This window comes from Rhizobium sp. PDO1-076 (genome assembly GCF_000247475.1).
Taxonomy (GTDB): Bacteria; Pseudomonadota; Alphaproteobacteria; order Rhizobiales; family Rhizobiaceae; genus Allorhizobium.
The window spans coordinates 1-7,534 of sequence record NZ_AHZC01000080.1 but is presented as its reverse complement, the minus strand read 5'-3'; the positions used below and the strand labels follow the sequence as shown (position 1 = coordinate 7,534).

8 protein-coding genes are annotated in these 7,534 nt (G+C 61.2%); 5 read left to right on the top strand and 3 right to left on the bottom strand.

Features of this window, described 5'->3' with window-relative positions; all coding sequences use genetic code 11:
• The 5 genes from PDO_RS06490 to PDO_RS06470 all read left to right on the top strand — a co-directional run.
• Positions 1-214 (top strand): ATP-binding protein (locus tag PDO_RS06490; protein WP_007599477.1); only part of this gene is annotated, 214 nt, incomplete at its 5' end.
• Positions 211-1,584 (top strand): sigma-54-dependent transcriptional regulator, encoded by a 1,374-nt coding sequence (locus tag PDO_RS06485; RefSeq protein ID WP_007599469.1) that lies wholly within the window; start codon positions 211-213, stop codon positions 1,582-1,584. The genes PDO_RS06490 and PDO_RS06485, both read left to right, overlap by 4 nt.
• 232 nt (positions 1,585-1,816) lie before the next feature.
• Positions 1,817-2,797, top strand: a complete 981-nt coding sequence (locus PDO_RS06480; protein WP_007599468.1) for a tripartite tricarboxylate transporter substrate-binding protein — start codon at positions 1,817-1,819, stop codon at positions 2,795-2,797.
• A gap of 109 nt (positions 2,798-2,906) precedes the next feature.
• Positions 2,907-3,368, top strand: a complete 462-nt coding sequence (locus PDO_RS06475; RefSeq protein WP_007599466.1) for a tripartite tricarboxylate transporter TctB family protein — start codon at positions 2,907-2,909, stop codon at positions 3,366-3,368.
• Positions 3,369-3,377: 9 nt separating this feature from the next.
• Positions 3,378-4,883, top strand: coding sequence for a tripartite tricarboxylate transporter permease (locus tag PDO_RS06470; protein ID WP_007599456.1), 1,506 nt, complete (start codon positions 3,378-3,380; stop codon positions 4,881-4,883).
• Positions 4,884-4,933: 50 nt separating this feature from the next.
• Here the strand turns inward: PDO_RS06470 and PDO_RS06465 are convergent, their stop codons facing one another.
• The 3 genes from PDO_RS06465 to PDO_RS29410 are packed head-to-tail and all read right to left on the bottom strand — an operon-like array spanning position 4,934 to position 7,480.
• Positions 4,934-6,016 carry an ABC transporter substrate-binding protein gene (locus tag PDO_RS06465; protein WP_007599454.1) on the bottom strand — a complete coding sequence of 361 codons (1,083 nt, stop codon included), beginning with the start codon at positions 6,014-6,016 and terminating at the stop codon, positions 4,934-4,936.
• A complete protein-coding gene (locus PDO_RS06460; RefSeq protein ID WP_037072818.1) occupies positions 6,016-7,407 on the bottom strand; it encodes a sensor histidine kinase in 1,392 nt (463 codons plus the stop codon). The genes PDO_RS06465 and PDO_RS06460 overlap by 1 nt, the downstream gene beginning before the upstream one ends.
• Positions 7,394-7,480: a hypothetical protein gene (locus PDO_RS29410; RefSeq protein WP_458574642.1), complete on the bottom strand. Its 87-nt coding sequence runs from the start codon at positions 7,478-7,480 to the stop codon at positions 7,394-7,396. The genes PDO_RS06460 and PDO_RS29410 overlap by 14 nt, the downstream gene beginning before the upstream one ends.
• Positions 7,481-7,534: the final 54 nt, after the last annotated feature.

Below are 7,534 nucleotides of genomic sequence, written 5' to 3'. Positions count from 1 at the left end.
TCCGGGCGTGCCGCCGGCAATNACCGAGCGCATCTTCGATCCGTTCTTCACCACCAAGGGTGTCGGCCGGGGGCTGGGTCTCGGCTTGTCGATCTCCTACAATATCATCAAGGATTTCGGCGGCAGCCTGACGGTTGGTCCGCGTGACGGCGGTGGCGCCCTGTTCAGGATCGAGCTTGGCGTGGCAGAACCAGTCAGCGAGGCTGCAGAATGAGCGAAGGTCTGGTGCTTCTGGTCGATGACGAGGAGGAGTTGCGGTTCTCCACCGCGCAGGCGCTTGAGCTGCACGGATTGAAGGTGAAGGCCTTTGCCTCGGGGGAGTATATTCTCGAGCGGGTCGGTTACGGTTTCGACGGTGTCGTGGTGACGGATATCCGCATGCCCGGGATCGATGGCATGACGCTGCTGCATCGGATCCGGGAGCTCGACCATGAGATACCGGTAATCCTCGTGACCGGCCATGGCGACGTGCAACTGGCCGTCAAGGCCATGCGCGAGGGCGCTTACGACTTCATCGAGAAGCCGTTTGCCAGCCAGGGTCTGGCGGGTGTCGTGCGCCATGCGCTGGACCGGCGGTCGCTGGTGTTGGAAAACCGCCGTCTCAGGGCCGTAGCCGGCAAGCGGGACGACATCGAGAGCCGGCTTCCGGGACGCACACCGGTGATGGTCGATCTGCGCTATCGGCTGCGGGCGATCGGAGCGACGGAGGCCGATACGCTGATCATCGGCGAAACCGGCGTGGGCAAGGAGGTCGTGGCGCGCAGCCTGCATGATATCAGCGCGCGCGCCAAAGGGCCGTTCCTGGCGATCAATTGCGCCTCCCTGCCGGAAACACTGATCGAAAGCGAGTTGTTCGGGCATGAGGCCGGTGCGTTTCCGGGTGCGCTCAGGGCGCGCTACGGCAAGTTCGAACACGGCCGCGGCGGGACGATCCTGCTGGATGAAATCGGCTCGATGCCAAGCGATCTGCAGGCGAAATTCCTGCGTGTGCTGCAGGAGCGGACGATCACGCGGCTTGGGTCGAACGAGGTTGTTCCCCTCGACGTACGGTTCCTCGCGACCAGCAAGGTCGATCTGGCCGAGGAGGTCGCCGCCGGCCGTTTTCGCGCCGATCTCTTCTATCGCCTGAATGTGGTCACCATCCGTGTGCCGTCGCTCGCCCAGAGGCTTGCGGATGTTCCCCTGCTGTTTCTCCAGCTGGTGCGGGAGGCCTGCGCCCGCTACGGCCGTGACGACATGCAGGTCGTGCCGGAGATCATTTCGGAAATCGCCGAGCGCGACTGGCCGGGTAACGTGCGCGAATTGCGCAACGCGGCCGACCGACTGGTCCTTGGCCTTGAAACAGGGCTCGATTCAGCCGCAGCCGATGCGCGCGGCGGGTTGAGGCTGATCGACAAGGTCGGAGCCTATGAGAAGCAGGTCATCGCCGGCACGATCGCTGCGCATGGCGGCAGTCTGCGGCCGGTCTATGAGCAGCTCGGAATCTCGCGCAAGACCCTTTACGAGAAGATGCAGAAATACGGCCTCGACAAGAAACAGGCGCTCGGTGAGCGCGATTCCGATGCATACGGGCCAGAGAACTGAGCATTGCTTTCCAGTTGCTGACGGCACTTGCCAGGTGATGGGTGGATTTCCACCCGTCGCTTTTGTCGCATGGGCAGGATTCCACCCATGACGCAGCGCAGCACGCGCCATAAGTCCATTCTGCGGATCGTCCGAGCATTGCGCGATGGGCAAATGCAGCAAAAAACTCATCCATCCGAGACCGGCCTGGGAGGAGCCAAGCCGGCGAGGGACGTCATATCGGGAGGATTCGATGACATTTCTGAAGTCGCTGTTCAGCGCAACCGCCATTGCCGCTACACTTTTTTCCGCACAGGCATCCGCCCAGGGCTATCCTGAGCGTTCGATCACCATGGTCGTGCCCTTTGCCGCCGGCGGTCCGACGGATACCGTTGCCCGCCTTGTGGCGGAAGCCATGTCCAAGGATCTCGGCCAGCAGGTCCTGGTGGAAAATGTCGGTGGAGCCGGTGGCACGCTGGGTGCCGGTCGCGTCGCTTCATCCGAGCCGGACGGCTATACGATGCTGCTGCATCACATCGGTATGGCAACCTCTGCCAGCCTTTATCGCAAGCTCGCCTATGATCCGCTCAATGCCTTCGACTATGTCGGCCTTGTCACCGATGTGCCGATGACGATCGTCGCGCGCAAGGATTTCGAGCCAGCCGATCTCAAGAGCCTGGTCGAATATGTGAAGGCGAACAAGGACACAGTGACCGTCGCCAATGCCGGCATCGGGGCTGCCTCGCATCTTTGCGGCATGTTGCTGATGAGCCAGATCGAAACGCCGCTGGTCACCGTACCCTACAAGGGCACCGGACCTGCGATGACCGATCTGCTGGGTGGCCAGGTCGATATCATGTGCGACCAGACCACCAACACGACAAAACAGATCCAGGGCGGAACGATCAAGGCCTATGCCGTGACGTCGCCAGCGCGCCTCGACGTGCTGCCGGATGTGCCGACGGCGGCTGAAGGTGGACTGGCCGATTTCCAGGTTGGCATCTGGCATGGGGTCTACGTGCCTAAGGGCACGCCGAGTGAAGCGATCGACAAGCTCAATGCATCGCTGAAGAAGGCGCTGAAGGATGAGAACGTGGCCGCCCGCTTTGCCGAACTCGGCACCGCACCTTCGCCGGATGCCGATGTGACGCCGACTGCACTGAAGGCAAAGCTGGAAAGCGAAATCGCCCGCTGGAAGCCTGTCATCGAAGCGGCCGGCCAGTACGCCGACTGACGCCAGACATTCGAAGCGTGCGCGGATCCGGTCATCTGGCCGGGTCCGCCCATCGTTTCGCCGGGACTTGCCAAGCCCTGTCGCGGAACCATTCATTTCGGGGGACCCAATGAAATCTGTTCGTCTCGATCCAGCCAATGCGCTTTGCGGCCTGCTCTTCATCGGGCTCGGCCTGTTCTTCACCTATCAATCCTTCCAGCTCGAACTCGGTACCGCTTTCCGCATGGGGCCGGGCTATTTCCCGCTGGTGCTGGCGATCATCCTCGCTTTGCTCGGCATCGTCATCCTCATTCAGGCAACGCGCGTCGCAGGTGAACCGATCGGGCCGATTGCCTGGCGCGGCATGATGTTCATCCTGCCGGCTCCGGTCGTCTTCGGGCTTCTGGTGCGTGGTGCGGGCTTCGTGCCGGCGCTGTTTGTCGCGGCCTTCATCGCAAGCTTTGCGTCAGAGCGGCTGCGCGTGCCGGCGGCGCTGGCGTTGGCGACCGGCATCACCTTCTTCTCCGTGCTCGTGTTCAGCTATGGCCTCGGCCTGCCGTTCGAGCGTTTCGGCCCCTGGCTCCGCTTCTGAGGTCCCGACATGGAATTCATCGACAATCTTGCGCTTGGCTTTTCGACGGCTGGCTCCATCGAAAATCTCTTCTTCTGCCTGGTGGGCGTCATCCTCGGCACCTTGATCGGCGTGTTGCCGGGTATCGGTGCGACGGCGACCATTGCCATGCTTTTGCCAATCACCTTCCAGCTCGAACCGGTGTCATCGCTGATCATGCTGGCCGGTATCTATTATGGTGCGCAGTATGGCGGCTCGACCACGGCAATCCTGATCAACATGCCAGGGGAATCATCATCCGCGGTTACCGCAATTGACGGCTATCAGATGGCCCGCAAGGGACGAGCAGGAGCGGCCCTTGCGATCGCGGCCATCGGCTCGTTTTTTGCCGGCACCGTCTCGACATTCCTGGTTGCGATCTTTGCGCCACCGCTGACGGCGATCGCACTGCAGTTTGGCTCAGCCGAATATTTCTCGCTGATGATCGTCGGTCTGGTGTCGTCCATTGCGCTGGCGCACGGTTCGATCATCAAGGCGCTGGCCATGGTGTCGCTCGGCCTACTGCTCGGTCTCGTTGGCACCGACATCTATTCCGGCACGCCGCGTTTCACCATGGGGATTACGGAATATGCCGATGGCCTGAATTTCGTCGCCGTGGCCGTTGGTGTCTTCGGGGTCGCGGAAATCCTGCGCAACCTGGAAAGCGACCGGAACCGCACGGTGCTGATCTCCAAGGTCAGCGGATTGATGCCGACACGGGATGACTTCCGCCGGATGTTCTGGCCGGTTCTGCGTGGCACCGGCATTGGCTCCGCACTTGGCATCCTGCCGGGTGGCGGCGCGATCCTGGCGTCCTTCGCCTCCTATACCGTGGAAAAACGGATGTCGAAGACGCCGGAGGAATTCGGCCACGGCGCCATCGAAGGCGTCGCCGGTCCGGAATCGGCCAATAATGCCGGCGCGCAAACGTCATTCATTCCATTGCTGACCCTGGGCATTCCGGCCAATCCGGTCATGGCGCTGATGGTTGGCGCGATGATCATCCAGGGCATCGTTCCGGGTCCGAATGTCGCTGTCGAGCAGCCGGCGCTGTTCTGGGGCATCATTGCGTCGATGTGGATCGGCAATCTGATGCTGCTGGTGCTGAACCTGCCGCTGATCGGGCTGTGGGTGAAACTGCTGACCATCCCTTACTACGTGCTGTTCCCGATCATCATGGCCTTCTGCTCGATCGGGGTCTACAGCGTCAACGCCAATATCTACGACCTCTATGCCGTCGCTTTCTTCGGCTTCATCGGTTACATGCTGGTCAAGCTGCGCTGTGAACCAGCGCCGCTGTTGCTCGGTTTTGTTCTCGGGCCGCTGCTGGAGGAAAACTTGCGCCGTGCGATGATCCTGTCGCGTGGCGATCCGTCAACCTTCGTCACTCGCCCGATCAGCGCCACGCTGCTTCTGATCGCACTGGCGGTGCTGATCATCGTCTTCCTGCCGAGCGTCAAGAAGAAGCGCGAGGAGGTTTTTCAGGAGGAGGATTGATCTTCTCCTTGGCCACTTTAGCAAGGCCCGGCACCTGTGTCGGGCCTTTTTTATGGGTCCAGTGCGGTGAAAAGGGCAGTCCAGTTGCGGATGAACCGTTCGCGGGTGGCACGATCCTGCGCTGCCAGCAATGCCGGTCCGATGCGGATCGGTCGGCCAATACCGGATTCGATCAGTGAGGCCGGGCCTTCGACGCCTTCGGGCAGGGGGTCGTCCTCGGAGAGGAAAAATGCCTTTTCGCGCGCGACCGTCTTGCCACGGGACGAGAGTAGATAATCGATAAAACGGCGGGCAAGATCGGTTTGCTGCGATTTTACCGGGATCAGGGCCGCGCGTGGCAGGATCAGTGCATAGTCGCGCGGTATCACCACGCGAAGGTTTGGGTTCTTGAGGAAAGCCGCATAGGCATAAGAGCCGAGGATATTGTAGGCGATGCGCAAGCGCCCGCTGGCGATCTGATCCAGCACCTCGTTGTTGCAACACCCCGTCACGACTTCCGCGCGGCTGAAGCTTTCCAGCAGTCGGCCATAGATCGTCGGCGCCTGAAGCGCGTCGTGAAAGGCGAGCAGGTATCCGACGCCGGAGAGCTGGATATTGTAGGTTCCGATCCGGTTGCGATAGTCCTCCGGCTTGCGGCGCAGAAGATCGGCAATGTCCGCATGACTGCGTGGTACATCCGCCTGAGGAACACGCGACGCATCGTAGACGATGACGGCGGGCTCGAAGACAAAGCCGAAAACCTCGTTTCGCCAATTCGCCCAGCTTGCGAGTGCATCGGTTTCTGCGGAACTGTGCGGAATGGCGCAGCCATCATTGGCAAGTTTGACCAACTGGTCTGCCGAGGATGAAATCAGCAGGTCACCGTAATTTTGCCCGGTGCTGCAAGCCCGCTCCGCCTCGCGGAAAAGGTCGTTGGAAACATAGTCATTGAATTCAACGGTGACATCCGGTGCCAATTGCTGAAAATCCAGTATCAGCGGCTTGATGGCATCGGCGTCGGTCACGCCGTTGATGACCAGCCGGGATTTCTCAGCGCCGGGTGACTGGAACACCGTCTTCTCTCCCTCGATCGCTGAAGCATGAACAGGCGAAAGCAGGACTAAGGCGGCAAAAAGCAGGGGTTTCTTCAACATCAGCTTGTCATCTCGGCGTGAAGCGGTAGTTCAAGCACAACGGTAAAGCCTTTTTCAGGCGTCTTTTCACGGAAGGAAAGGCCGCCCCTCAAGGCAATTGCGACCTCAGAGGCAATGGCGAAGCCAAGGCCGGAGCTGCCACTGCCTGATTTCGACGACACGAAGCGTTTGGTCACCTGACCCCAGTCGGCCGGGGGGATGCCGGGTCCGTCATCTTCAACTTCGACCAGGGCGAAATTGCCGCGTTTGAGGACGCGCACATCGAGTTTGAACCGGGTGCCGTGGCGCAGGGAGTTGTCGATGATGTTGACGATGGCCTCGCGCAGGCTGAGGCCGTCCCCCAGCACGATCAATGTTTCGTCCGGGCCTTCGAACGACACGACCGTGTCCGGATCGATGGTGATGGGCACAGCGGCACGGAACGCTTTTCGTGCAATCTCGGTCACATCAAGCGGGCCCAGTTGGGCGCTGTCGAAGCGGTGAATGACCATGGCATGGTTGAGCAATTGTCCGGTGAAATGGGCGAGTTCGCCGGCGCGGTCCTTGACGCGTTCCAGATGACGCCGGTCGTTGTCGGAGAGCGCATCTTCGTGGATCAGGCTGACCTGGGCCGACAGTGCGGTGAGTGGCGTCCTGATCTGGTGGGCGCTGTCGGCAATGAAACGCTGCAGCAGGCGCACGCGTTCATCGAGACGCCGCATGAAGTGATTGATGGAGTCGACGAAGGGAGAGAGTTCGCCCGGCACGGCGACGGACAGCGGTGTCAGGTCCTGCGGATCACGGCGCAACAGCATGTCGCCGAGTTGATTGACCGGGCGCAGCGAATAGCGGATGGCAAGCGCCGTGCCGGCCAGCGCCAACGCGCTCATGATCAGGACGATGACAAGTGCGCGCGTGGTGAGTTCGGTGACGAATTCCTTTCGCGCCTCGGTCGTTTGCCCGACGAGAACGTAGGCCCAGCCACCGGCTGCCGCTTCGCTGATGGCGCGGCCGACGATGCCGATGCGCAATGGCACGTTGCGGTAATCCTCGGAAAAAAAGACAGGGCCAGAACGGGCGGGAGTGAGATCGACCGACGGCGCCAGGTCGTCATAGCCGGTCAGCGTCAATCCATCCGGCAAGACGACACGGTAGAATATCCGGTCGCGCGGCGCCTGGCCCAGGAGTTCGAAGGCGGCCGGGGGCAGGTTTATACCGATCCTGCCATCTTCGACGGAGAGACCATCGAGAATCTGGATGGCTGCCCCTTGCAGCAAGCGATCATAGGCTTCGTCGGCCGCCGCCTTGGCATAAAACCATGCCGCTGTGATCAGGACGGCGGCGCCAACGAAAAGCACCAGGGCGACACGGACAACCAGTCGGTAAAAAAGCGAGCGTCTAGTCTTGGTCATCAGACACCAGTTGATAACCAAGGCCACGCACGGTCACGATCCTCGCCTTGGCACCTTCCAGCTTTTTGCGCAGCCGGCCGACGTAAAGCTCGATAGCGTTTGGCCCTGCCGGCTCGTCGAATCCGAA

What these genes read in the sequence shown, in the direction of transcription:
- PDO_RS06485 (WP_007599469.1), top strand. Translation starts at nt 211, where the DNA reads ATGAGCGAAGGTCTGGTGCTTCTGGTCGATGACGAGGAGGAGTTGCGG.
- PDO_RS06460 (WP_037072818.1), bottom strand. Translation starts at nt 7,407, where the DNA reads ATGACCAAGACTAGACGCTCGCTTTTTTACCGACTGGTTGTCCGTGTC.
- PDO_RS06465 (WP_007599454.1), bottom strand. Translation starts at nt 6,016, where the DNA reads ATGTTGAAGAAACCCCTGCTTTTTGCCGCCTTAGTCCTGCTTTCGCCT.
- PDO_RS06480 (WP_007599468.1), top strand. Translation starts at nt 1,817, where the DNA reads ATGACATTTCTGAAGTCGCTGTTCAGCGCAACCGCCATTGCCGCTACA.
- PDO_RS06475 (WP_007599466.1), top strand. Translation starts at nt 2,907, where the DNA reads ATGAAATCTGTTCGTCTCGATCCAGCCAATGCGCTTTGCGGCCTGCTC.
- PDO_RS06470 (WP_007599456.1), top strand. Translation starts at nt 3,378, where the DNA reads ATGGAATTCATCGACAATCTTGCGCTTGGCTTTTCGACGGCTGGCTCC.